Origin of the sequence: Methanoregula sp. (genome assembly GCF_049686655.1) — an archaeon.
In the GTDB taxonomy this organism is placed as follows: domain Archaea; phylum Halobacteriota; class Methanomicrobia; order Methanomicrobiales; family Methanospirillaceae; genus Methanoregula.
Genome location: NZ_JBAVIG010000045.1, coordinates 71,264 through 96,086 on the forward strand (window position 1 = coordinate 71,264; position 24,823 = coordinate 96,086).

Genomic DNA, 24,823 nt, shown 5'->3' on the forward strand with positions numbered 1-24,823 from the left:
CGGGACCTCACCGGATACGGGTACCGCCCGCTGGCCGTAAAGCAGGCAATGGACCGGAAAACGATACAATTTTTCTGCTCTGTAGAATTATTACAAAGAGGAACGCTATCAGGGGTTTTACCTCAGCTGCTGTGGCAACCGCTTAACTGGTAATTCCTGCAGCATCGCAATGCGCAGGGGCGGTCCGCGGGGAAAGGCACTGTCCCTTCCTCTCAAAATATAATCCAATACTAGTTGTTCCAATACAAGGATTTCACCAGAGCATTTTTTTTCTCAAAGCCCGGGTCTTATGGTACTGAACCGAATGTAGTTTTCCGTAGTCTCCTGCCCCGCCGCAGGCTCGCTGCATCATCACGGTAGTTCCGGAACCGGACTTGCGTGCTGTTTTTTCCGGATATACGCCGGGTAGCGCACCGTGAAGACAACGCCAATGACGAGGACTGCATAGGTCGTGATGGCAGCGACCCCGGCAGCAGGTCCCGTGACGGTCATTGCATACAAGACCAGCACAAGGTTGACAACAAACAGGGCTCCCCAGACGCCGGTCATGAACGCGTTCACCGATCGGAAGACCGGGTGGTCCCAGAGGGATCTGTCGACCATATCCCTCGCATACTGGATAGTAAACGGAATGCCGGCAAGGAGCGAGCCGGATGCCACGAGCGCAAGGACAAGGTAGATCAGGACGCTCATGTACTCCCCGACCGTCCTGATATGCACCACTGACACGCAGAACAGGGCGGCAGTAAACATCAGAAAGTTTGCCCATTCAAGTATGAATCCCCGCAGCAGCAGCCGGAAACCCGCCAGCAGCGAGACAATGCAGGCGGCAAGGAGAGCGATCTGCACATTTCCGGGCATCGCTCCCGAGAGGATCCCATACACGATAAGCGGCAGAAAGCCGGTGAGCAGCCCCGGAGTTCTCATCAGAAGAGAGTAGTGCTGCCGTTTGTCATGATTCTTTTGTCTGCAGGCTTGAAACCGGTTGCGGGTAGTCCTGGGATCCGGGGGCAAAAATGTTCCCGGAAAATCGTATGAAGAAGGGGGATACTACTCAATATGCCTTTGGAAAACTGTGTGTCTGCTGCTGGCTCAATTCAACGATCTCAGCGGTCTTATCCAGAAGGCCGGCCAGATATTTTTTTGCCCAGTCTTCCTTCTCGTATTCAACGAACGGGCGGTATGACCCCTGTACTGCGGACGTTTCCTTATCGAACCGTAACAACCCTATGGGAGAACCGCCATTGAGCACCAGCTGGTCAAGTTCTTCAAGCGGGTGCCTGCGTGAACTGAAGACAAATTTCGTCTCCGTTTCGAACCCGACAGCAATTGCGACAAGCCAGGCGTTTTTCGCTTCTGCACGCATCTCATCTACCAGATCGGAAGTTTTTCTCATGTATTGCTCATTTAAGAAAATGCAGGTCATCACTTAAATAATGCATGAATTGAATGACGGAAAGGAACGAGGAGTGTTAAAAAAGACAGGTGCCGGGGTTTTTGTTCATACCGGCTGTGCTTTTTTCAGATGGATGTCGAGCACGCCATTTCTCAGACTCATTTTCGCACCCTGCGTGGTCACCTGGCCGGGGAGCGGGATCACATGGTGCAGGCAGAAAATTCTCTGTTCCCGTGAGGTATTCCCGTCACTATCACCAGTATCTTCCTCCTCGCTCTCGATGGTGATCTTCAGGGTTTGTCCGCGGATGAGCTCAACGGATATTTTTGCATTTCCGGTCCCCGTGACCGTATCCACAGTCACCATCACTTCATCTTCATGCCCGGTGACTTCCGCGTTGAGGGTGTGCAGGCACTGGCACACGATAGCGGGTTCTTCTTCTCCAGGCAACAGCGGGTTGTCAGTTGGTTCAAGAGCAAGCTGGTACAGGTAGTCCATGGATGCCCTGAGTTCGTCGAGTTCGTCATAGATCGATCGGTGAAATCGTCGTACCATTTGTCAAACCTCCTTTTTTTGTTGCCCAGGTGCACTCCACCAGGATACATGGACGGGTGTTGTCTGCGGCAATAGAGGTTTTGGTAAAGAACTCCGGGGAGGGCCGGTTACGAGTGGGGGAGTGCAGCCGTGGGCCGGATAGGGGAATGCGGGATCAGGGCCGGTGGAGAGGAGCTCTGGTCCCATTCAGGGAACGTTCCCCTGTACCGGTAATTTATTCGATGAACACGTCCTCCGGACCACACGATTAAGGAGCAACGGCGGGATTCCGGAACCGTAGTTCATGCAATGCGTCCGGCTGCACCGGTGAACAGACGGGAATCTTCCGTTTTTACCTGAGGCTTTCAAGCTTATTTTCCAGGACGTCAAGACCTTTCTTGACATCTTCAAGGGTCTTCCCCCCCGTGAGAATGATCTTTCCTGACGAGAAGATAAGAACCACGATCTTCGGATCTCCGATCCGGTATACAAGCCCGGGGAACTGTTCGGGTTCGTACTCGACATTTTCGACATTGAGCGTGACGGCCAGCTTGTTGAGATTGATGTATCTGTCGAGATTGTACGAACAGACCATATTGGTGATCGCAACCCGGGGCTCTTTGAGGGATTCAATGCCCGCATGTTTTAACGATTTGATGACGATAGCAAGTCCGTCTGCAAGCGCCTTATCGTTACGGACACCGGTGATCACGATCTTGCCCGACGAAAAGATCAGGCACGCAATCTTGGGATCCGCGATACGATATACCGCACCGGGAAATCGTTTCTTGTTGAGTTCGCAGTTCTCGACCTTATTTGAAAATTCAACAAGATCAATGGACTCTGCGATGACACCGGATGCAACGATGTTTTCAATCTTCAAGGATTCATACTTTTTATCAGCCATCTTGTCTACTCTATGACGTTCCCCGAACCATAAGACTAATGGACAACCTTTATGAGAGGTCTTTCATTTACTGTTTTGAGGGGCATGGAGGTACATCAAAATTACAGGTTTCCTGTCCGGGGGACTGGCTGGTCGCGGCAATAATACAGCCGTGGGTCGGTAATCGCATGGCGTTTTGCCGGAGTGCGCGGAGGGGGGGCTCAAGGCTTGCGGGGGATGCCGGCCGGGAATCCTGCGATTTCCTGACGGGGGTTGATCAAAAATTTTGTAGAGCCCGCGTGAGCCGGAAGATAATTTCAATGGGGAACACGATATGATAAAAATAATTTTTAAAAATTTTTTATGGGAAATTTTCCGGCAAAGATCGCATAATTTTTTTCATCGGGAACCGGTGTCATCGTGCAGGAACCCGGGGATAGGATCTACGTGATAACCTGTTTTGTCTGGAACTGTGTCCGGACCTTGTCGGAAAAGTATTTTCCAATCTCGCTTGAACGCATGAGATCCGTATAGACTTTTTGTGGGACTCCCGAATACTGGTAAACAAGTCCCGATTGAAATCCTATCTCCAGAATTTTTGTATTTTCGTCATAACCCACAGAGCGCAGAATACGGGATTTAACGGGCTGTCTTTCCACGAGTATCACTACTCTCTTACAAGTGCGCTGAATGGTTAATGGTTTTTATAAAAGGTTTGTTGCCTGGCGCTGCACCATCTTTGTATTTCCCGTGGCAGTGCAGCCGGGGACGCGGGCGTTTGGCAATAGCCGGCGCACTACAGGTTCGCACCTGTTGGGGAGATTTGGTTACCGGGTTCCAGTACTTCTCTAAATTATCCCATCATTTATGAGACAAAACCGCACTGCCTTCATACATACGGTCTCGCCCCCCAATCCGGGGCCGAAACGGGCGTATTTTCCCCTCAGGGTCCGGTGGTGAACACAAAAATAGAACCATGTTGTCCACCACGGAAATCATCCCCGCGATTTGTGGCGAAAACTCAAAAACCGGTCAAATTGCGGGGCGTTATATTTTCCGTTTAGCGGTGTTCTGTAAGGGGCGTTTTTTGGTCGGACTTTGTATCGTCTGGTACCCGATCGGGCACCCGTAGGCCATTATGGACCAGAATCGGATTGGGGGTGTGCAGGAAAATTTGGCGTTATTGATCCATTCTGAAATTAGTGAACTACCGGGTTCCCGTATATTCAAAAATGGGTGACCTGTCACACCATCACAAAGATGCGTTTTCCCGTAACTTTCACCGGGAACGACTGGAGGTCATGGGTTTTGATATGCGACGTCATTTCGCCAATCGCCTGCATTGCGTCCTGGAACTCTTTTGGCAGTTTATCCATCCCGGGCAGCGAGAGCTCGACCATGCCGGAGATCATCTTTCCCGTGGTGACATCGAACTGCGCATGGTGGAGCGGGCAGGTAATGACGTTTTCATTCAGTGTTCCCTTCGAGAGCGGGGCGTTCTGGTGGCCACACCGTTCGCTCACAGCATAGATCTTCCCCTTGACGTTTGCAAGGACGATCTCGGTACCTTTTGCCTCAATATACCTGGTCTTTCCGACCGGTACATCATCTGTGGATGCTACTTCAACAAAATTCATAACTCACGCACTTCTCCTGTCTTGTGTTTCATCTCTTCGACTTTATAACGGGCAAAAAAAAGTTTAATCTGATCCTTACATCAGCCCGACCTGCTGCATCAGGGAGAGTTTGTCGTAGAAGAGCTTCTCCTCGATGATCTCACCGTTCTTCCAATGGGCGACCGTGCAGAACTCGACTTTGAACTTCTTCCCCGTTGGCGGGATAATCTTCCCGTCCGGGCCGGTCATCGTACCCCTGAATGTTCCGGTAAAGTCGGCGACCGAGCAGGTATAGTCGCCCTGGCCAAAGAAGATCCTGTACGGCCGGTTCCCGACCTTGTTATCGGGGAATGCTTTGAAGAATGCGATCGCCTCTTCTTTGTGGGACGGCCGGCCATGGGTTGGCGCCGGCTGGCCCGGCCAGAATACATCGACTTCTTTTGCATGGCGTTTCTCGAATACTGCCCAGTCCTGTGTGTTCCAGGCATCATCCAGTGTCTGCATGAGACGCATGTTCTCTTCTACGGTTGACATTTATGGTCCTCCTGGCGGTTGAAACGTTATGGGAGGTCAAGTGATAAGGATTTTGTAACTTTATAAAAAATGAAGGATTATTATCCTGCGGATGATCGATTCCAGGATCCTTGTACTTTGCTGACGCCCGGGTTGATGCAGTACAGTGTAAAATCATATGCTGCCCGCATTAGGATCGGCAGCTGATAAATCCTTACCCAATTACCCAGGAATGGGCATTATCCGCAGATCCACTGAAATGGGAAGCGGGGGGCGGCACAGCAGCCCGCACTGCAACACCATTATCAGTGCGTTTTTTCAACAGAGACTGTCCGGTACCCGTCGGCAGGCACCAGCAGCTCGAACCTCACGCCCGTTCCCCGGCAGCCGGTCTCACTGATGGTGATGCCGGTAAGAGTGAGGATCTCCCGGATCAGGAACAGGCCAAGGCCTGTATTCTTCCCTTTCCCTTTCTGGAAGATGGACTCCTTCTCCCGGTCAGTTATGCCGATCCCGTCGTCTTCATAGATGATGGCAAGCCCGCCCGCCTGTTCGTGGCTCGAAAAACGCATGGAGGTGACATGCCGCCCGTGCCGGAGGGAATTGTCCATGAGGTTGTAGAAGACCTTGACCAGCAGGGAATCAGCAAATATCTCGGCACCTCCACACGCCGTACAGGCGGGAGGCGTAACATCGGGAGGCAGCATCGCAACCGCATGCCGGATGGTCTCTCCGAGATCCTGCCAGCGGGGTTTCTGGGAACCGAGGCTTTGGTAATCCCGGGTGAAGTTGATCTGCTCCCGGATTGAGGTCAGGAGCAGCTGTTGTTTTGCCAGGTACCCGAGAATCTTTGGATCCTGGGTATGGGCCTTGACAAGCTCGACGTATCCGGAGAGTGCCGCCACCTTGTTGAGCAGGTCATGGCGCGTGACATCTACGAAGAGATCCAGGTTCCGCTGCTCGTGGTGCCTCCGCACCGCCAGCTGGATCTTGTGGGAGAGCTCGGCAAACTGCCGCTCCTTGTCATCGTGTTTCTTGAGATAGAACGAAGCGCCCTCATTGAACGCTTCGATAACGATGTGTTCGGGTCCGCTGCCGGTCAGCATGATAAAGGGTGTCGGATCCCCTTCCGCCTTCAGTTTTTTCAGGAGATCAAGCCCGGTCATCACCGGCATATCGTAATCCGAGACTACGGCATCGTATTTTTTCTGCGAGAGCTGGAAGATGGCCTCGTGTGCCGAGGGGCAGATGTCCACTGTAAACGTGCCGGTTCCCTCCAGGTGTCTCTTGGCAGTGGCCAGATGATCCGGTTCGTCATCGATTAAGAGAACGGAAATCATGAGGGATCACAGGCACTGGCGCCGTCTGACACCGGTGTGTTACTCTATCAGTTTCATTTTTTTATATTTAACACTTGCGATTTTTAAAAAAGTTCATTCTGTTGGTTTCAGATAAAATTTTCCATTTGGAATGGAAATTTCAAACCTTGCACCATGTCCCGGTTCCCCGGTTTCCGTGATCGCGATACCGGTAATTCCCAGGATCTCCCGTACAAGGAAGAGCCCGATCCCGGCATTGGTCCGTGTCATGCGGTTGAATATCGACTCCTTATTTTCGGCAGGGATCCCGACTCCGTTATCTTCGTAGATGAGGACACCCCCTTCTGCTGACATCCTTGTGGAGAACCGTATCCAGCTTACGGTCTGTCCGTGCCGGGTAGTGTTGTCGATGAGATTGTAGATCACTTTTGTGATCATCGGATCTGCGTAGATACTGAAACCCCCGGTCTCGTCAACGATCGTGATCTCACCTGTCTCAATCTGCTTTTTTACCTCTTCGATTATAGGAGAGAGTTCATGCCACGCAGGAGATCTGACCCCCAGGTTCTCGTACTCCTTGGTAAACTCGATCTGGTGCCGGATCGCATTCGCTGAGGCCTCGGCCCTGTGCAAAAAATCCAGCAGTGCCGGATCCTCTGTCGACCCAAGGGAGAGCTCCAGGTATCCGAGCACCCCGGTCAGTTTGTTCTTGATATCATGCCGCGTGATACTGGAGAGGAGGTTGAGTTTACGGTTCGCCTGCTCAAGTGCACTGGTGATCAGTACCCGGTTCGTGATATCGTGCGCATAGATACGGATCGCGGAGAACTCCGGGGAATAGGCGATGGTCTCGCCAAACAGCCCGCCCCCTACGGCTACTTCCCGGTAGAATCTACCGTAATTTCCCTGGCGGATCGCCTCGATTATCCCCTCGGTATCCACGGGGAGGAATGCAGCGGGATCCTCTGGCATACCGAGCAGGCGGAGGGCGCTGTTCGTGGCAGGATTTTCATACGTGATCTCCTTCTGGAGGTCGATCTCAATGACCGGGTCGGGATTCAGGTCCGGGAACGAGGCCAGCCTGCGCACCTGCCGTTCCACCCGGTTCAGGCCGGTCATGTCGCGGACAATCGCGATGATCCTGCGTTTTCCTCCGGACGGCACAGCCCGTAATGAGACCTCCGTATCGACCAGGGCCCCGTCTTTTCTCCGGTGTACCCAGGGAAAGACCTGTGCCCTGCCGGCAAATGCCGCGTCGATATGTCCGGTCGCCTCATCCCGGGACTGCAGGCCGTCGGGCTGCGTCTCCGGTGAGAAGTCTGCCGGGATGTGCCCGAGAATCTCATCGCGGCGGTATCCCAGCAGCTGCTCTGCCTCCGGGTTGCAGTCCAGGATCACATTGCCGATAACGAATATTGCGTCCGCCGAAGCCTCGAAGATACCCCGGTACCGCCCCTCGCTCTCCCGCAGGGCCTCCTCCACTTTTCTGCGTTCGGTGACCGACCGGGTGGTCGTGACGATCCCATCGATCCCCGGGACATCCAGCAGGTTGGTGGCGACAGCCTCCACATCAACAAAGTGCCCGTCCGCATGCCGGATCCTGTACTCTGTCGGGATCCCGGTGTTTGTCCCGTTCACAACCCCCGCGAGTGCCTCCTTCACGAGCTCCCGGTCGTCAGGATGCACGTAATCGAGCGGGTCTTTGCCAATTATTCCTGAGGGATCAAAACCGGTTATACGCAGGGTGGAAGGGGAACTGTACGTGATGCGCCCGCCGCGGTCGATGATGCGGATCATATCGGAAGCATTCTGGATCAGGTTCCTGAACCGTTCCTCGCTTTCACGGAGGGCATCCTCCATCTTTTTCTGTACCGTAATATCCTGGCCGGAGAACAGGATGCCGTCGGTGCCTTCAGGGCCGGTAACGATGGTATTCTGGAACGCGATAATACGTTTTTCCTTTGCCTTTGTCAGCACCACACTCTCACGGTATCCCGGCGAAGAGATCCTGCCGGTCGTGATCTGCTCAAGTACCTTCCTGACTTCATCGCGGGATTCTTCCGGCACAAATTCATCGACCCAGTTACTGCCGAGGATCTCGTCCTCAGCATATCCGAGGATCTCACAGCCCTTCCTGTTGATCAGGGTGACCTTCCCTGCCCGGTCTATCACCGCCAGCATAACCCCGGCAATGTCCAGGTACTGCTGGGCCTTGCTGCATTCCGATCTCAGCGCCTCTTCTGCCTTCCGGCGCCCGGAGATGTCCGTAATAAATGCATAGAAGTACTGGAGGTTGCCCCCGGAATCCACGGCCCGGTGGACAAACATCTCGACAGGGACGCGTGTCCCGTCTTTCCGGATGTACTCTTTCTCGTAGCGCAGGGGAAGCCCGGTCTGTGAGAGGCCACGGAGTGATTCGACTTCCTGTTCATGGTACTCGGGAGGCGTGATCCCGGTCCACGTCAGAGAACGCAGTTCGGCATCCGAATATCCGAGGAGCTCGCAGAGGGCCGGGTTGACGATACCGAACCTGCCATCCGGGTAACCGACGCCGAACGGCTGCGAGGATATCTCCAGCACCCCTGCCAGGAATTTCGCCCGCTCCTCACTGCCGGCAAGCGCCTTCTCCGCACGCGTACGCCGGGCCTGCTCATCGAGCTGATCGAGAGCGAAGGAGACGTCCATTGCAATTTCATCGAGCAGTTGTATCTCGGTTTCGTTGAAGAAACCGGTTTCCCCTGCATAGATGCTGATTGCTCCGACGACCGCGCCGTGGAGGCGGATGGGGAACGCAGCGGAAGAGCGGTATCCTCTCGCCAGTGCTTCGTTGCGCCAGGGCATCATCCGGGGATCGGTGCCGATATCGTTGCAGATATCATACGTCCCAAGCAGGATTGCACGACTGGTCGGGCCTGATTCCGTTCCATCATCTGCTGTCGTGATATGGATTGCCGAAAGATACCCGTCTTCGAACCCATCGTGTGCCACCGGGCGGATAGTCCGTGTCTCGTGGTCGAGGAGCCCTACCCACACCATCGTGAACTTCCCGTATTCCACGGAAATCCGGCAAATGTCCGCGAGGAGTGTTTCCAGGTCCCGTACCCGGACGATCGACTGGTTGATCTGCGAGAGGACCGCGTAGAGCCGCTTGGCGGCGATCATCCGTTCTTCGGCTTTTTTCCTGTCAGTGATATCACGGATGCTCACGATGCAGATCGTGCGCTTCGTCTGGGGGTACTGACTTGCCGTGGTCTCGGCAGGAAAGACCGTACCGTCTTTCTTCCGGTAATATACCAGCGGATCGAATGAAACCTTGCAGTTCTCCGGGACTCCCGTTGTGTCCTGTCCTGCAAACAGGTCCGTGTGCCGCCGGGCCTTCAGTTCTTCGCGGGTATAGCCGTACATACGGATCGCCGCCGGGTTTGCATCGAGGATTGCCCCGGTGTCGTGGTCCAGCACAAGCATCGCGTCACCGGCCGCATTGAAGACGTTATGGTACCGCCGTTCGACTGCACGGATCCGGGCCTCCGCGTTCCTGTTGTCAGAAATATCGAGGACGAAACCCTCCAGCTCTTCGTTGCCGGAATCAGGGTTCACGAAGGACCTGAAGGAGAGGAGGCCGACCAGTGTGCTGCCGTCTTTTTTCAGGTAAATATTTTCAGAGACGTTCCAGTCATGCGATTCACTGACCTTCCTGACAGGATCCTGTCGTCTGGAGGGATCGGCATAGAGGTGCACGGCACCACCGGCCCGGTTAATGATGCCGATCATCTCTTCCGGCGAGTCGTACCCGAACATACGTGAGCAGACCGGGTTTATGTCGATGATCATCCCGTCCATGGTTGAATGGAAAATACCGATCGGTGCATTGTTGAATATTCCCCGGTAATGCTCTTCGCTGATCCGGAGTGCGTCCTGCATCTCCATCTGCCCGGTGATGTCTGTAAGGATGCCCTGCAGGCCGAGGAACTGCTCCCCGTCGAAAACCGGGCGGCTGGAGCTGCGGATCCAGCGCAGCTTCCCGGTGGCATCCAGGATCCGGAATTCATAGGGTCTTATGATGCCCTGCCTGATCTCCACAAACCTTTGCCGGACACGGTCCGAATCGTCAGGGACGACAAAATCCATCAGGGGTTTTCCGATCACCGCATCAGGTGTAAACCCGAACTGGCTGACCATGGGGCTGATGTAGCTGATCTTCCCATCGATGTCCACGATATAGAGGATGTCGTTGATGTTCTCCACGAGGTCCCGGTATTTCTCCTCGGATTCCTGGAGTGCTGCCTCTGCCTGCCGCCGCTTGACTGCCTGACGGATCTTGTTCTGGAGTTGAGCGAACTGGCTTCTGGGCTCGCCCCCTTTCTGGAGATAAAAATCCGCGCCGGAATTGAGCGCATCGATTGCTACTTCCTCGCGCCCCTTGCCTGTAAAGAGAATGAATGGCAGCGTAGTATAGCGGGGGCGGAGATACTTGAGAAATTCAAGACCGTCCATCTCCGGCATCTGGTAATCGGATACTACAGCGTCGTAAAAGTGCGCGTCCAGTTTTTCTATGGCGGCCTGTGCTGAGGTACAGGTTTCGACCGTGAACTCCCCGGTCCGTTCCATGTAGAGTTTGGTGACTTCAAGAAGAGTCGTCTCGTCATCCACGTAGAGGATCGTGATCATGGAATTCCCCGGGTGTGCCAGTCTGCCTGATACCTAATCTCTCGTTTTTTATAGATAAGGCTAGTTATGAGTGCGGCAGGGAATGGAACCGGTCGTTTATTGGTTCTTCCCGAGGTAACGTTCTATCCCTTCGCGGAGCTCGGAGAACGAGACCGGCTTATAGAGGACGCCGAGCAGGGGATCATGGATCTGTGCCATCCGCTCTTCCACTGCCGGGGATGCAGAGAAGATGATCACAGGGATCTCAGTCCTCCCGTATTCTCCCCGGAGTTTCGCGAGGAACTCCCACCCATCGATTGGCGTCATCATGATATCGAGGAGAATGAGGGCCGGTGGCTCCCGTTGTATCATCTCCAGTGCCAGAAGCCCGTTTGCGACAAGAACCGGTTCATGCCCGAGTTTCCTGAGCACAATATCCATCAGGTCAAGGATGGGCTCGTCATCCTCCACCACAAAAATCCTCTGTTTCATTTTATCTCTTCCTGCTGCCGCTGTTTTGGTATATGGATCGTAAACGTACTGCCGATATTCACTACGGAATCCACACTGATGAAACCCCCGTGCATCTGGATATATTTCTTTGCAATCGAGAGCGAGAGCCCGATGCGATCATATTTCCTGCTCACGTTCCCTGAGTCGGGGAGCTGGAAGGGTTCAAAGATCTCATCGAGCTGGGAGTTGGTGATGCCGACTCCGTTGTCCTGGATGGCCAGACGGTGCATTTTTTCCTGTGCATTAGAGAGATAAGCGATCCGGATCTTTCGCGGGGGCTTGGAGTAATTCACCGCGTTCGAGAGCATCGAATCGATTACAATCGAGATCTTGTTCTCATCTGCATCGAAGCGGAGGCCGGGCGGGACATCCATGGTAATATCTGCCTTGGTTGCATAGCCCCCGGTATCGATGATCGTTTTAAGCAGATCCTGGACCGTGAAGAGGGAAGACTTCAGCGGGATCTTCCCCGAGTCCAGGACCGAGAGTTCCAGCATCTGGTTGATGATCTGCCGTTCACGGTCCACGCTCTTGGCACACCGGTCAAGGATCGCCCGTGTCTCGTCAGTAACCCCGTACGTCTGGGGGTCCTGCGTGAGCAGGTTCAGGTATCCCATGATAGGCTGCAGGGGGGTCCGGAGCTCGTGGGCGACTGTGCTGATGATACCCCGCCGCCGCTCGTTGTCCTGCTGGATCGTCTCCTTGAGCTTCTCGTGTTCGGTGATATCCACGAGGTTGATCAGCACCGCATGGCTGCCTTTCTGGAGAATCCAGGTGAAGAAGAGGGTCCCGAGTCGTGTATCGCCGGATTTTGTCAGGAACCGGAGTTCCGTCATACCGGGCAGGGGCTGTCGGGAATCGGGAGCGTCGGGGAAAGAGGGGAGCCGTTCACGGTCTTCGGGGTGGATGATCGGCCGGAGATCGTTTCCCATAAGCTCACCGGGTTCGTACCCGGTGAAGGCCCGGAATGTCGGGTTTGCATATACGATACGGTTGTGTGCCAGGATGATGATACAGGTCGGCGCATTCTCCGTGACCTGCTTATATTGCGTGTAGTTCTCCTCGGCCGCCTGCTCGGCCTGTTTGCGCTGGTCGATGTCGATGACCGAACAGGAGACCAGGTTGTCATCGATCCTGCTCCAGGACAGGTTCACCCAGACCGGGCGCCTGTCCTTTGCCACAAAGATGGTCTCGAAGTTGACTACGTCCTCGCTCGAACCCAGGAATTCAAAGAACCTCCGCTGCTCGTCTTTTGCAGAGAAGAGCTGCGAGAAGGTCATCTTCCCCACTTCCTCTTCAGAAAACCCGAGCATCTGCGCGAGGTGCGAGTTGGTCATGCGGATCGCAAAACTATTCTGGTCAAAGAGTATGATCCCCAGCAGCGAAGTCTCGAAGATACTGCGGTACCGGGCCTCACTCCGGTTGATCTTCTCGGTGAAATAGGCGACAACAGCCGCAATACAGACAAAGAGGATAGCCTGGCCGGTAGTGAAGATCAGGCCGCCCGTATCCGGGAAGACGTAGATATACGCGAGGACTTCATAGACAATGGCACAGAACCCGGCGAGGTATAAGCCGCGTTTCGGGAAGAAGTAGGTGGCGTACAGGATCGGGAAGTAAAAGAGCTGGGCATAGATGGTCTCAACATGCCGGGAGAGAGAGATCGAGGTGATGAATATGCAGGAGAACGTGAGCGAGAGGATGACAACAATACGCACGATATCCGTGTGCGAGACCGAATGCCCCTTAAACCTGACGAACCGATCCATTGATACCCTCGATGTTTACTGTATAAGTTTATAAATATAGTATCTTTTATGCGTGGCGTCGTTATTGTAAGAATCTGCCCCTATCCTGAGGCAGAAAAAGGAGACCGGGCCGTTTAAACACAGAGCGGCGAGAGTTTTGCGATCAGGTGGTCGACCTGTTTAACTGATGTTCCGATGTAAGCATCCGGCGAGAGAAGAGCGGCGATGTCGGCTTTGGAACAGTACCGCACCACCTCGGGATCGGTGCCAAGGATCTCGGCAAGCGGCCGGCCTTCGGCAAGGGCCTGCATGCTCGCCATCCGGATCCGCTCGTGGGAGTCCTGCCGGTTCATGCCCTTCTTTGTCAGCTCGATCATGACGGCTTCGGCCATGTTGATCCCGTGGAGGAAGGCAAGGTTCCGCCGGATTGCGGCCGGGTTGATGACGAGCCCTTCAATGACCACGGCCATCAGCCGGAGGCAGTGGTCGGTGAGGATGGAAGCCTCGGGAAAGAGCACCCTTTCGCAGGAGGAGTTGGTCAGGTCCCGCTCGTCCCAGAGCGTGTTGTTCTGGAGCGAGGGTTCTACAGCCGAACGGATGATCCGGGCAAGCCCGCAGATCTGTTCGCTCTTGATCGGGTTCCGCTTGTGGGGCATGGTGGAGGAGCCCACCTGTTTTGCCCCGAACGCCTCCTCGACTTCGCCGATCTCGGTCCGCTGGAGTGAGCGGACTTCGATGCCGATCTTATCGAGGGTTGTCGCTACGCCGGCGCAGAACATGAAGTACTCCGCGTACCGGTCCCGTGAGATCACCTGGTTCGACACGTCCACCGCATTGATACCAAGGTTTGCCATCATCGTGACCTGCACTTCCATCGCCATCGGCCCGAGCGCTGCCTGTGTCCCGACCGCTCCGGTCATCTGCCCCACTACAACCCGGGGGCGCATCTGTTCGAGGCGCTCGATATGCCGTGCAACTTCGCTTGCCCATATCGCGAACCGGAGCCCGTAAGTAGTCGGGACGCCCTGCTGCCCGTGGGTCCTGCCTATGCAGACGAGGTGCCTGGTCTCCTCGGATCGCTTCAGGAGCACAGCGAGCAGTTTCCGGAGTTTTGTGTCGATCAGATCGAGCGTCTGGCCGAGCTGGAGTCCGGTTGCTGTGTCGAGGATATCGTTGCTGGTCGCACCGTAATGGACCCACCGGCCCGACTCCCCGCAGACTTCCGAGATCGCTTTCACGATCGCCATCATGTCGTGACTGATCTCGAGCTCGATCGCCTTTGCCCGGTCGAGCGAGGCATTGTGTGCATTCGTATCGATCTCGATCGCTGCTGCTGCCGGGATCATGCCATGATGGGCTTCGGCTTTTGCCAGCGCGACTTCAGCGCTGACTATTGCGGAGAACCGGTTCGTCTCGCTCCAGATGGCACGCATCTCTTTTGTGCCATAGCGCTCCTCGATGGGGTGGACTGCCATGGGTAGAAATGGGTTTTGCAGGGATATAAGGGGTGAGGGAAAAATGGCAGTTATAGGATACAGGATTTCTTATGTTCTCACACTTTGATCTTATAAAATTGTAATTACCGATGCCTGAAATTTATTTCTTCATTCATCTCCGCAGCATTTTTTTCGATCGAGTCTAGTCTATTTTTCATGTAATTTGTATCTTTTATACTATATGCTAAAATTAAAAATGCAATCGCAATTCCCAAAACTCCGTAAATTAATTCATCTGAATAAAAATTTAGTAATTTTGAAATGTAGGCCCAAATAGCCAAAATAATTCCACAAATTAAAGACCCTTTTTGTAGATTTAATTTGGGTTTTTTTGTTAATAAAAACCCCAATACAACACATTGCAGTAAAAAGAATATATATGATGATAAATGCAACAGAATAATCCGATATTAAATAGTCAACCATAATTTATACTCAATTTCAAATTTAGTTATAATATTCGTGAAACCTCTCCCTAGATTGTCCTAATTCCGACCGAGAATGTTCAAGTTTCTATCATAGCGATGGACATTCTTGAATCATAAACCTTAAACTTTTTTTACGTTTTCAAAAATTTGCGATGCCCCCGCCGCCCCCCCGCGGGGCGCCCACGGCAGCGGATCAACGACCAGCAGCGCAATTGAAATCTCATTACCCCGCCGTGCCTCGGAGAGGCCCTGAGGCGGGGGAGCCTCACAACGCCGAATGATTTTTATTTTCAAAATAAAAATTCCGGCTTGTTCCGAAAATAAATCTGAATTTTTTCCAGAAACCCCGGGGATCTACCGTTTCAGGATTATGGACAGGAAGAGGAGACCCAAGAGGATATTGATGATCATAAGGCCGATAACGATCTTTCCCAGCCAGCGATGGCCCGTACGGATGCCGGTTTTTGCGGTGTTTACGCGTCTGATGGACCAGCCGATAAGAAGCGTAATAACTACCAGGGCGCCGAGGGTCACGCCAAGGATCTCGTGGATATTGCGAAGGTGTGGAAAGCCTGAAAGTGCGACCATGTATATACCGATGAACAGTCCGATGATTATACAGGCAGCTCCGGTTGCCTGAAGGATTACATGTGATTTGTACCAGTTCCCGGTTTTGTGGTACCTCGCGACGATAAGACCGGCAACGAGGAGGATAAATCCCATTGACATGAGGATCGCATGATACGGCCAGTATACCGGTATACCCTGGTCAAAATGTCCGGGCCCTCCACCTGGTACCGGGGCGGGAAGGGCGAGGGCAGGAGCGCAGACGATGGTAAAAACTATGGCAACGAGTATCCCGAAGAAAATTCCTCTTCCCACTGCGTGTGTCAGGCGGTTGTCTGGAAGTAAATTCATACGTTTCCCGGTAGGGCCGTGTTCATCAGTGACCCGGCCTCAGGAGTGCACTATACAATATACCGATATTTATCCTTTTGGAAAAACGCATGTTTCACCATCTGTTTGGTAAATACAACCGTTCCTGATCATGAGTTGAATTTTCAGGAGCCTGTCTATCAGAATTGTTTACTCATCCGCTCACCGGGAGGAGATCTTTCCTTATAATGCGGTACACGGGTACGGCTCGGGTACGGCTGTCGCATATATCTTACATTTTTAATTCTGCCTTAATGGTAAGCCATAATCTTTATTGACTTACAATCTAATTAATTTCATACCATGGACATTGTTACCCTGTCCTCAAAAGGCCAGATCGTTATCCCCTCAAAAGTCCGGAAAAAATTCTCCCTCAAAGAAGGTGACTCGCTGGTGATTATGGAGGAAGACGATGCCATCTGCCTCAGGCCACTCGTCAACCTTCCAGAACTCTGGGGTGTTGACAAGCTGAAGAACACAGGCATAACTCTCCGCGAAATACGGGAGGAGTGGGACCATGAGCTCGACAAGAAAGCTGCTCTTTGATACCCACGCTTTCCTGGCATTTTTCAACCACGAGAAAGGATCGGAGACCATCAAACATTTTATGGACCAGATCCAGGACGGGGATGCAGAAGGATTTGTTGCAACGATCACCCTGACTGAACTTGCGTACATCTATACCAGAAAAGCCGACCCGGCTTTGGCCAGACTCCGGGTACTCCAGATCCAGCAATCAAAAATGAACCTTATCCCGCTGACTGCGGAGGTTGCCGTGGATGCCGGTACCGTAAAGCTTCCCGGGATTTCCGTTGCGGATGCCATTATCGCCGCATCAGCCAGATCTGTTGATGCTTCGGTTGTCACGAATGATGTTCATTTTTCCCGCATGGGTGTAGAAACAACCGGGTATCCGTGATCTTTTCGCCTGTACCCGGCTATCGTCCCCGGAGCGCCCGGCCGATCCGCTCCCCGATATTCCTGCCGTGCGACCCGTTCCAGTAGAGTTTTTTGCAGTGCTCACACCAGCAGAAGACAAAACCGGCCCGTTCTCGGGGGGCATAATCCGTGCCGGCAATCTCCTCTTCCCGTGCTTCCCGGAGGAGCGCGTTGCAGAGAGAGCACCGGCTCATCGCCAGCCGCCGTTCAACGAGCCCGATATCGATCAGCTGCTGCACCTGGTCCATCACTTCATCCGGAACAATGAGCACGGCATATTCTCTCCCGCGCCGGGCCAGCTCGGCGTCCCGGGTCAGGAGGACGCGGTGCTCCTGCACGGCCAGCATGAGGAGGAGCGTATCCTCCTTGCGGTTCCCTTCTGCAAGCCCGTTTGCACTCGTTGTGTCATAGCCCATGAACCGGAGGTAGCGGGTCAGGGTGCCGAGCATCCGATCTGCAATGAACCGGGTCTCGGGACAGGGAGGTGTTGAATGGAGGGGCTTAGGTAACATCTCTCACGATCTCGATCTGCTCGCCGCAGTTCCGGCACTGCGTCCCGTCCAGTTCCCGGAACCGGCTGGCAAACCCCTGCCGTTCGATCAGGACCGCGTTGCAGGCAGGGCAGTACGTGTTCTCGTACTCGTGGTGATACACATTACCGAGGTACGGGAACCGGAGCCCGAGTTCCTTTGCCTTCCGGTAGATCTTTTCGAGCGTTGCCACGGGTGTCCCGCCACGGTCTGTCATCTTGTAGTCCGGGTGGAACGCGGAGAAGTGCATTGGCGTCTCCGGCCCGAGATGTTCGATCACCCAGCGAATCAGCTGCTCCTGCTCCTCCATGCTGTCGTTGAGCCCGGGGATGACGAGCGTTACGGTCTCGACATGCATGCCCAGTTCCCGGGCAAGTGTCGCGGAGTCGAGTACCGGCTGGAGCCGTGCCCCGCAGATCTTCTTGTAGAAATCGTCCGTGAACGCTTTGAGGTCCACCCGGTACGCCCCGAGCATGGGAGCGAGTTCCCGCAGGGCTTCCTCCGTGATGTACCCGTTCGTGACGTAAATGGTACCGAGCCCCTTTTTCCGGGCAAGCGTGCCCATTCCGAGAGTGTACTCATGCCAGATCGTGGGCTCGTTGTATGTCCACGAGATGCTCCGGCTCCCGCCGGCAAGGGCCCGGGTCACGCCCTCTTCCGGGGAGAGATCGCGGAGCATCGCGTCGTTCAGGATCGTCCGCGAGATATGCCAGTTCTGGCAGTGCTGGCAGTGGAAGTTGCAGCCTACGCTCCCGAGCGAATACGATGTTGTGCCGGGCAGGTAGTGGAAGAGGGGCTTCTTCTCTATCGGGTCAACAGCTTCGGCACTGATCTTCCCGTACGTCCCTGCGTAGAGGATGCCCTTTTCGTTGATCCGGACCCCGCAGATCCCGTGCTTCCCCTCTTTGATGATACAGCGGTGGTTGCAGAGGGAACAGGTGACGGCCTCGTTCTCCGTCTTTGTGTACTGGCGAGCCTCGTGCAAAAACCTTGCCTCCCTGGGATGGTGCCATTCGTGTTACTGCCGTTCATCTGCCTCCGGGGCTGCATCCGCCTCATCTATCTCGAGCACGAATGACCCACGGTATTTGCACTTCTTGCAGGCATAGACCTGACCCATGTATCCCCCCGCTACCGGGAAGATATCAGCACTCTTGCAGACCGGACAGTAGAACATGGTCAGCAACTCTATATGAGCACCCGGTACAAAAACTAGTGCAATGAAGAAGGTTGTAATCTCACTGGGCGGTTCGATCCTGATCCCGTCCCTTGAAAACCATACCATAAAAGAATACGTCCCCGTCCTCAGGAAGATCGCAAAGAAGCACCGGCTCTTTGTCGTCGTTGGGGGCGGCGGTGAGGCCCGAAGGTACATCAATATCACCCGCGAGCTCGGGATTGACGAGGGCACTTCCGATGAAGTCGGGATCCTGATCACCCGGCTCAACGCAACGATGCTGATCGCGGCGCTCGGCGAATACGCGTACCCGAAAGTGGCGGAGAGCCATGCAGAGGCAAAGAAGTTTGCCGAGACCGGCAAGATCGTGGTGATGGGCGGCATTACGCCGGGCCAGACAACCGATGCCGTGGCGGCAGTCCTTGCAGAACGGGTCGGGGCTTCGGTCTTCATCAACGCGACCTCGGTCGACGGAATTTATACTGCCGACCCGCGGAAGGACCCGGAAGCAACCCGGTTTGACGAGATGACACCCAAAAAACTGCTGGAGGTCGTAGGGGGCTCAGGCCTCGGCGCCGGGTCCAACACGGTGCTCGATATCGTTGCCGCCCGCGTTGTCGAGCGGAGCGGGATCCCGCTTGTTGTGCTTGACGGGAGAGATCCGAAAAACCTCTCGGACGCGATCCTCAAGGGGAAGTACCGGGGCACTGTTGTTTCGGAAGGGAAGAAGAACCCGCTGCCGCTCTGAAGCGTCTGCAGCCTGGCATTTCCCGGCATACCATTACGTATTTTTATCTTGCCGGCGCAACTATGATGGCGCGGGGTAGTAGGGTAGCCTGGTCCATCCTAGAGCGTTTGGGACGCTTTGACGGCGGTTCGAATCCGCCCTACCCCATCGGACCATGAAGAACCAGGATGCAGCCCGGATTTATTCACTTCTGCTAAAACGGTATCCGGACGCCCGCGAAGCCCCTGAGACTGTTGCCCGGGGATCGCCATTCGAAGTGCTCATCCTCACGATCCTCTCCGCCCAGACGACCGATAAGGCCGTCTTCAAGGTAAAAAAACCGCTCTTCTCGAAGTACCCGACTCCCGCAAAACTGGCGAAGGCGAAGGTGGACGACGTTGAACCGATCATCCACAGCCTTGGCTACTATCATGCGAAGGCGAAGAACATCATCGCGGCATCGCAGGTACTCCTCTCGGGTTTTGGAGGCAACGTCCCGGAAACGATGGACGAACTCCTGACGATCCCGGGCGTGGGGCGCAAGACCGCGAACATCGTGATGTACCATGCCCACGGGCGGAACGCGGGGATCGCGGTCGATACCCATGTCCGCAGGCTGGCACAGCGGATCGGGTTCTCGGACACCGACAATGTGGCGGTGATCGAGCGCGATCTCATGGCTCTCTACCCGCAGGACGCGTGGGGCGATCTCACCGATGTCTTCATTGCCCATGGCCGGTCCACCTGCGATGCGAAGAAGCCGCTCTGTGACCAGTGCGTGATCACGGAATACTGCCGGTATTTCCGGGACCTGAAGAAATAACCGTTGTCCCGTTCCTTAATCGTTAAATTTTCTGTTTAGTGAGATTATTGCTCTGTAGAAAACCTCATAATCGCTGACGCTCTTGGGGGCTTCGCCCCCGCCGCTATGGCATCCCCCAGTTGCGATGACGATGTATTACCCTGCCATTTGACTCAGGTCATCGCACTGCGCCCCGTCCCCCGCGGGGGACTGGTGGCGCAAGAGGGGGGCATCGTCTCTTCGAAAAAAAATGATTTCTACAGAGCAGAAATTATCACAAACAGTACTATTCTCTGAGGGGTTACTGGCAGGGCAAGATCTATCGGGTTCTCCGGTGAGGTAATGCCATTCCCACGGGTTCAAATACTGATAAAGATTTTTAATATGAGAACTTCCCATGAAAATCGCACTCTTCAGGATTGTGGCGGGTCAAAACCCTTATACTCCCGGTTACGATGGACGCCGCTGCCAGGTCGGGGCGCCCCCGCGGCGGGTAAATTGACCGGAAGCAATTTTAAAAAACCTCCCTGCCCCTCCGTGCCTCATCTCTCATGAGATTCAGCACGTCGAAGAATCCTTACGTATTCCTCTCCGGTCAATCCTCGCTGAAGCGACGATTGACTCCTCGCAGAGGCCCTGATGCGCGGGAGCTTCACAAATGTTCTCAGGAGCTCATCATTTAACTGCGCTTAATTTTCCCCGGATTGATCGTCAAATGGCCCTGAGTATGTCCAGCACCACGGAGAACGCCAGGTAGCCGGTAAAGGCGCATACGAACGCCAGCGGGATGGTGATAATCCATGCTGTCATCATCTCCCGGACAACACGCCATTGCACCGCGTCCTTTCCCCGGGTTGCCCCGACTCCGATGATCGCCCCATTGATCGCATGCGTTGAAGAGACGGGAATACCGTACAGCGTCTCCATCACGAGCGTCCCGCTGCTGGCGGTGGCGGCACAGAACCCCTGGTACGGACGGATCTTCGTGATCCCACGTGCCATCTTCTCCACCACCTGCCAGCCGCCAAAACAGGTACCGAGGCCGATGGCGATTGCGGCAGCGAGGATGACCCAGAGCGGCACGGCAAAGCTTGCGAGGATGCCGGATGCCACGAGCAGCGCCGTGATCAGCCCCACGGCGTTCTGGCCGTCGTTCCCCCCGTGAGCCGCTGCCTGGAGGAGGCAGGCAAAAATATGGAGCGGCTGGAAGATACGCCGCATCCGGTTCTGACGGGAGTGGCGGAACAGGTGGGTTATGACAATATCGAAGAGGAATGCCGTGACCATGCCAAGGATCGGCGAGATAAATATGAACATCACGACGACAAGCAGGCCGGAGAGTTTGAATATACCTGCCACCATCAGGATCGGTATGATCAGGGTCCCCCCGCAGATCGCCCCGAGCAGTGCGCCGAGCCGGATATCTGCCCCCAGCATGTACGTCAGGCCGCCAAGGATCAGGGTACCGGCAAGGCAGCCGGTGAGTCCATAGATTATGACGTGGAGTACCGTTGTTGTGGCGGGCAGGATGATCGCCCCGATCCCCGCGACTGCAACCCCGGCCCCCATCAGGCCGCCGATCATCGCGTTGCTGCTGGAGAGCGGGATCCCGATCCGGGTTGCAACGAAGATCAGGAGTATTGCGGCTGCCATGCCGACGATAATCGATGGCGGGGTGAGGGCACTCTTTGTGACAATTGTCGTCCCGATCGTGGCCGCAACCGCCGTCGTGAAGATAAACGGGCCCAGCATGTTGCAGACCGCGGTGAGGAATACCGCTTTTGCCGGGGAGAGGGCCCGGGTTGCCACAACGGTTGCAATGGAATGCGAGGCATCGTTAAGTCCGTTCACGAATGCAAGACCGAGCGCCAGGATAATTCCAAACAGGATGAGTGGTTCCATGGTGGTCACGGGGTCCCGGCTGACGTACCGGTAACATCCTCCGCCCGGGAGTGGGGGAGAGCAGCTGTTGTGTAGTTCTCCTCTTTACGCGTGAGGATAAAAAAAGATAGGATGAAACGCCCCGTGACCGGAAATGCCTTATATCGGGGGTATACCGGCAGTGCTGCCACGAGGGATCAATACCCAATGACTACCCGGATCACGGCAAATGCGGCAAACCCGATGATGGCGCTGATCGGGATCGTAAGGACCCATGCAATGACAATGCTCCGGGCCACCCCCCACTTCACGGTGCTGGTTCCCATTGTCGTACCAACCCCCATGATCGATGAGCAGATCACGTGGGTCGTGCTGACGGGGATTCCTGCGGCCGATGCTCCGAGGATGGTCACAGCACCGGCAGTTTCCGCAGCGAAACCCTGGACGGGCCGGAGCTTGGTGATCTTGTAGCCCATGGTCCTGACAATACGCCATCCCCCGGCCAGCGTGCCGAGTGCAATGGTTGTGTAGGAAGCGATGATGACCCAGGCAGGAACCAGGAAATGGTTCGGGTTGGTGCCGACACCTGCATACCCGACGACAAAGAGCAGGGGCAGGATGATGCCGATGGTCTTCTGGGCATCGTTTGTACCATGGCTGAAACTGTAGGCCGCTGCCGAGCAGAGCTGGAGCCGCTTGAAGTGGCTTTCCGCAGACTGTTTGTTGGCCCTGCGGGTCAGCCACAGGATTGCGGCCATGAACATGAACCCGCAGATCAGGCCGATGATCGGAGAAAGGACCATGAAGAGCGCCACGGTCCCGACCGTGTTCCATCGTATCGCGGCAAAACCGGCGGCCGAGATTCCCGCACCGACCAGTCCCCCGATCAGGGCGTGGGAAGATGACGTGGGAAGGCCAAAAAACCAGGTGATGATGTTCCATGCGATCGCCCCGACCAGTGCCCCGAGCACGATATACGGGACGACCGCCAGGGAGACAACGTTGAGTTCCACGATTGTGCTGATGGTGTTTGCCACGGCGACACCGAATCCGAAGGCGGCAGCGAAATTGAAGAAGGCGGCAAATACCACCGCGTTCCTGGGGGAGAGGACTTTTGTCGAGACTACGGTCGATATGGAGTTGGCTGAATCATGGAACCCGTTCGTAAAGTCGAATACAAGCGCGATGCCGATGATGGCAGCGATGAGTTCCCATGTGGCTTCAATCATGCAATGCCCTCATGAATCCTGTTTCCGTGGTCATGAGTGCCTGATCGCGATGTCTGAGAGCACGTTTGCCACGTCTTCGCAGTAGTCCGTCGCGGTCTCGAGGTGCTCGTAGATGTCCTTGAGCTTGATGATCTCGATCGCATTATCCGTCTTGAAGAGATCCGTCACCGCGTGGGCAAGCACGTCATCGGCGATATTCTCCAGCCGGTTCACCTCGATGCAGCGCTCATCGATATACCGGGGATCCTTGATTGAGCGGATCCCCTTGACCGCGCTCTCGATCTCTACAGTCGACATGTGGATCAGTTTCGCGAGTTCGATCATGTGTGAGTCAGTAGATCCGATCCCGTAATAGAACATCTTCTCCGTTGCCCCGTCGATATAATCCAGCACGTCGTCCATGGTTGAGGCGAGCCGGGAGATCTCCTCCGGGTCGAGCGGGGTAATGAAGGTGTGGTTCAGCTGGTCGTAGATCGCGTGGGTCACCTGGTCACCCTTGCTCTCGAGCAGCCAGATGGCATGGCGCTTCTCCTTGACATTCGTGAAATCCTCGGTCAGGGCGACGAGCTGCCAGGCAGCTTCCTTGACAATCCCTGCCTGCTGTTCGAACAAATCAAAAAAGATCTTATCCTGCGGTATCAGCAATTCACGGAGACCCATAACAAACCCAGTGGGTTTAGACGGTAGATCTTAAAAATATAGCGAAATATTGTCAGCCCTATAGGTCTTCAGGGCGGGACCGGGCCGAAGAACCCGGGCCGGGCGATGGCGACCGGCAGGCAGGATGGCGATGATCAGCGCCGATCACGAATGTGCCTTGGCAATGTCGCTGACTGCATGGCCCACGTCGTTGCACTTCTCCATCACCCTTGCCAGTCCCTCGTAGATATCCTTGAGCTTGATGATCAGGAGCAGGTCCTTGGTCTTGAAGAGATCGAGGATGGCCCGTGACAACAATTCGGTCGAGAGGTTGTAGAGCCGGCTGATCTCCTGCACATGGGTCCTGACCTCCTCGGGATCTTGCAGGGCCGAAAGGCTCTTCAGCGCGTGGCTGATCTCGATGCCCGCCAGCGTGATCAGGTACGAGTATTCCTTGAGCACATCGTTGGTCTCCGGGATTTCGTAGTTACAGAGCTGGTGGGTGACCCAGTCGAGCCGGTCGAGCACGTCGTCGAGGACCGGGGCAAGGCGGGCGATCTCTTCCGGTTCAAGGGGCGTGATGAGCGATTCGTCCAGCTGTTCGAAGATCTTCCGGGTGATCTCGTCCCCCTGGTGCTCGATCTGGCGCACCTTGTGGGCCTTCTCCGTGCCTCCTGGGAGTTCATGGGTGATCTCGTTGAGGGTCGTTGCGGACTCCCCGATTTTTTCCGCCATCTCGAGGAACAGCGTGAAAAAAACCTTGTCTTCGGGCAGGATCAGGTCGCGGATACGCATGATATTCAAAGTTACCCTTATTCCCTGAGTATAAAAAAGTTGAGTCCGACCATGAAATGTGCGGGATTGGCG

Annotated in this window: 24 protein-coding genes and 1 tRNA gene; 5 read left to right on the plus strand and 20 right to left on the minus strand. The window is 54.9% G+C overall.

All coding sequences use genetic code 11. The annotated features are described in order from the left end of the window. Positions 1-351 precede the first annotated feature (351 nt). The 13 genes from WBL42_RS05285 to WBL42_RS05345 form a co-directional block, all read right to left on the minus strand. Positions 352-927 carry a hypothetical protein gene (locus WBL42_RS05285; protein WP_424720221.1) on the minus strand — a complete coding sequence of 192 codons (576 nt, stop codon included), beginning with the start codon at positions 925-927 and terminating at the stop codon, positions 352-354. Between the two features lie 127 nt (positions 928-1,054). Further along, positions 1,055-1,396: a hypothetical protein gene (locus WBL42_RS05290; RefSeq protein WP_424720222.1), complete on the minus strand. Its 342-nt coding sequence runs from the start codon at positions 1,394-1,396 to the stop codon at positions 1,055-1,057. 105 nt (positions 1,397-1,501) lie between these two features. Next, entirely contained in the window at positions 1,502-1,951 is a 450-nt protein-coding gene (locus tag WBL42_RS05295) for an Hsp20 family protein (RefSeq protein WP_424720223.1), read from the minus strand. A gap of 331 nt (positions 1,952-2,282) precedes the next feature. Next, entirely contained in the window at positions 2,283-2,837 is a 555-nt protein-coding gene (locus tag WBL42_RS05300) for a TATA-box-binding protein (RefSeq protein ID WP_424720224.1), read from the minus strand. A 422-nt stretch (positions 2,838-3,259) separates the two neighbouring features. Further along, positions 3,260-3,484: a KTSC domain-containing protein gene (locus tag WBL42_RS05305; RefSeq protein WP_424720225.1), complete on the minus strand. Its 225-nt coding sequence runs from the start codon at positions 3,482-3,484 to the stop codon at positions 3,260-3,262. Positions 3,485-4,060: 576 nt separating this feature from the next. Then, positions 4,061-4,453, minus strand: a complete 393-nt coding sequence (locus WBL42_RS05310) for a Rieske (2Fe-2S) protein (protein ID WP_424720226.1) — start codon at positions 4,451-4,453, stop codon at positions 4,061-4,063. A 75-nt stretch (positions 4,454-4,528) separates the two neighbouring features. Then, a complete protein-coding gene (locus tag WBL42_RS05315) occupies positions 4,529-4,966 on the minus strand; it encodes an ester cyclase (protein WP_424720227.1) in 438 nt (145 codons plus the stop codon). Positions 4,967-5,250: 284 nt separating this feature from the next. Further along, positions 5,251-6,285, minus strand: coding sequence for a response regulator (locus tag WBL42_RS05320; protein ID WP_424720228.1), 1,035 nt, complete (start codon positions 6,283-6,285; stop codon positions 5,251-5,253). Positions 6,286-6,378: 93 nt separating this feature from the next. Then, entirely contained in the window at positions 6,379-10,932 is a 4,554-nt protein-coding gene (locus WBL42_RS05325; RefSeq protein ID WP_424720229.1) for a PAS domain S-box protein, read from the minus strand. 96 nt (positions 10,933-11,028) lie between these two features. Beyond that, a complete protein-coding gene (locus WBL42_RS05330) occupies positions 11,029-11,403 on the minus strand; it encodes a response regulator (RefSeq protein ID WP_424720230.1) in 375 nt (124 codons plus the stop codon). Continuing rightward, positions 11,400-13,193, minus strand: coding sequence for a PAS domain S-box protein (locus WBL42_RS05335; protein WP_424720231.1), 1,794 nt, complete (start codon positions 13,191-13,193; stop codon positions 11,400-11,402). The genes WBL42_RS05330 and WBL42_RS05335 overlap by 4 nt, the downstream gene beginning before the upstream one ends. A 113-nt stretch (positions 13,194-13,306) precedes the next feature. Continuing rightward, on the minus strand, positions 13,307-14,647 hold the full coding sequence (purB, locus tag WBL42_RS05340) for an adenylosuccinate lyase (RefSeq protein ID WP_424720232.1): 1,341 nt from the start codon (positions 14,645-14,647) through the stop codon (positions 13,307-13,309). An 803-nt stretch (positions 14,648-15,450) separates the two neighbouring features. After that, positions 15,451-16,014, minus strand: a complete 564-nt coding sequence (locus WBL42_RS05345) for a cytochrome b561 domain-containing protein (RefSeq protein ID WP_424720233.1) — start codon at positions 16,012-16,014, stop codon at positions 15,451-15,453. A 321-nt stretch (positions 16,015-16,335) separates the two neighbouring features. Here WBL42_RS05345 and WBL42_RS05350 point away from each other — a divergent pair, with 321 nt between their 5' ends. Both WBL42_RS05350 and WBL42_RS05355 read left to right on the plus strand, forming a co-directional pair. Next, positions 16,336-16,578, plus strand: coding sequence for an AbrB/MazE/SpoVT family DNA-binding domain-containing protein (locus WBL42_RS05350; RefSeq protein WP_424720235.1), 243 nt, complete (start codon positions 16,336-16,338; stop codon positions 16,576-16,578). Continuing rightward, positions 16,550-16,951 carry a PIN domain-containing protein gene (locus WBL42_RS05355; RefSeq protein WP_424720236.1) on the plus strand — a complete coding sequence of 134 codons (402 nt, stop codon included), beginning with the start codon at positions 16,550-16,552 and terminating at the stop codon, positions 16,949-16,951. Before WBL42_RS05350 ends, WBL42_RS05355 begins: the two co-directional genes overlap by 29 nt. A 19-nt stretch (positions 16,952-16,970) precedes the next feature. Here the strand turns inward: WBL42_RS05355 and WBL42_RS05360 are convergent, their stop codons facing one another. From WBL42_RS05360 to WBL42_RS05370, 3 genes are read right to left on the minus strand one after another with little or no spacing between them, the layout of a single operon-like run. After that, positions 16,971-17,483 (minus strand): Mut7-C RNAse domain-containing protein, encoded by a 513-nt coding sequence (locus tag WBL42_RS05360; protein ID WP_424720237.1) that lies wholly within the window; start codon positions 17,481-17,483, stop codon positions 16,971-16,973. Beyond that, the gene (gene amrS, locus WBL42_RS05365) at positions 17,473-18,486 is read right to left on the minus strand and encodes an AmmeMemoRadiSam system radical SAM enzyme (protein WP_424720238.1); all 1,014 of its coding nucleotides are present in this window, start codon (positions 18,484-18,486) and stop codon (positions 17,473-17,475) included. The genes WBL42_RS05360 and amrS overlap by 11 nt, the downstream gene beginning before the upstream one ends. 33 nt (positions 18,487-18,519) lie before the next feature. Continuing rightward, a complete protein-coding gene (locus WBL42_RS05370) occupies positions 18,520-18,678 on the minus strand; it encodes a hypothetical protein (protein WP_424720239.1) in 159 nt (52 codons plus the stop codon). 43 nt (positions 18,679-18,721) lie between these two features. Here WBL42_RS05370 and pyrH point away from each other — a divergent pair, with 43 nt between their 5' ends. The 3 genes from pyrH (at position 18,722) to WBL42_RS05385 (ending at position 20,228) form a co-directional block, all read left to right on the plus strand. Continuing rightward, entirely contained in the window at positions 18,722-19,426 is a 705-nt protein-coding gene (gene pyrH / locus WBL42_RS05375) for a UMP kinase (RefSeq protein WP_424720240.1), read from the plus strand. 72 nt (positions 19,427-19,498) lie between these two features. After that, a tRNA-Pro gene (locus WBL42_RS05380) sits at positions 19,499-19,573 on the plus strand. A 7-nt stretch (positions 19,574-19,580) separates the two neighbouring features. Continuing rightward, positions 19,581-20,228, plus strand: coding sequence for an endonuclease III domain-containing protein (locus tag WBL42_RS05385; RefSeq protein WP_424720241.1), 648 nt, complete (start codon positions 19,581-19,583; stop codon positions 20,226-20,228). 690 nt (positions 20,229-20,918) lie between these two features. Here WBL42_RS05385 and WBL42_RS05390 read toward each other — a convergent pair. The 4 genes from WBL42_RS05390 to WBL42_RS05405 form a co-directional block, all read right to left on the minus strand. Continuing rightward, positions 20,919-22,109 (minus strand): anion permease, encoded by a 1,191-nt coding sequence (locus WBL42_RS05390; RefSeq protein WP_424720242.1) that lies wholly within the window; start codon positions 22,107-22,109, stop codon positions 20,919-20,921. 176 nt (positions 22,110-22,285) lie between these two features. Beyond that, complete coding sequence (locus WBL42_RS05395; RefSeq protein ID WP_424720243.1) at positions 22,286-23,317, minus strand: anion permease; 1,032 nt, start codon at positions 23,315-23,317, stop codon at positions 22,286-22,288. 30 nt (positions 23,318-23,347) lie between these two features. Then, positions 23,348-23,977, minus strand: coding sequence for a DUF47 domain-containing protein (locus tag WBL42_RS05400; protein WP_424720244.1), 630 nt, complete (start codon positions 23,975-23,977; stop codon positions 23,348-23,350). Positions 23,978-24,121: 144 nt separating this feature from the next. Then, positions 24,122-24,751: a DUF47 domain-containing protein gene (locus WBL42_RS05405; protein WP_424720245.1), complete on the minus strand. Its 630-nt coding sequence runs from the start codon at positions 24,749-24,751 to the stop codon at positions 24,122-24,124. Positions 24,752-24,823: the final 72 nt, after the last annotated feature.